Source organism: Pelorhabdus rhamnosifermentans, from assembly GCF_018835585.1.
GTDB lineage: Bacteria > Bacillota > Negativicutes > UMGS1260 > UMGS1260 > Pelorhabdus > Pelorhabdus rhamnosifermentans.
Genome location: NZ_JAHGVE010000103.1, coordinates 1 through 482, shown reverse-complemented (window position 1 = coordinate 482; position 482 = coordinate 1). Strand labels below are relative to the sequence as shown.

At 42.3% G+C, this 482-nt stretch carries 1 protein-coding gene; it reads left to right on the top strand.

Annotated features, from left to right (window positions below):
• Positions 1-482: PTS transporter subunit EIIC (locus Ga0466249_RS25965; RefSeq protein ID WP_215832390.1), on the top strand; the 482-nt coding region annotated here is incomplete at both ends.

The following is a 482-nucleotide window of genomic DNA, read 5'->3' as shown; positions in this document are numbered from 1 at the left end:
ATTAACAACTTTTCGGCAGGTATATTGGGTGCATTGTTGGCATTATTGGCTTATACAGGAATCGGCCCGGTGGTTTTAGGCTTAAGCAATATACTGAAAGCAGGGGTAGAGACCATTGTAAGCGCAGGTTTATTGCCTCTAGTATCCCTATTTATTGAACCAGGGAAGATATTGTTTTTAAACAACGCTATGAATCATGGGGTATTAAGCCCAATTGGAATACAACAAGCGAAAGAAGTGGGAAAATCGATATTCTTCTTATTAGAAGCCAATCCAGGTCCCGGCCTGGGAGTTCTGTTGGCATACTGGGTATTTTCCAAGGGAATGATCAAGCAATCTGCACCAGGGGCTGTGATCATTCATTTTCTAGGAGGTATACACGAAATTTACTTTCCTTATGTACTGATGAATCCTTTACTGCTAATCGCCGTGATATGCGGGGGAGCAAGTGGCGTGTTTACTTTCAATGTATTAGGAGCAGG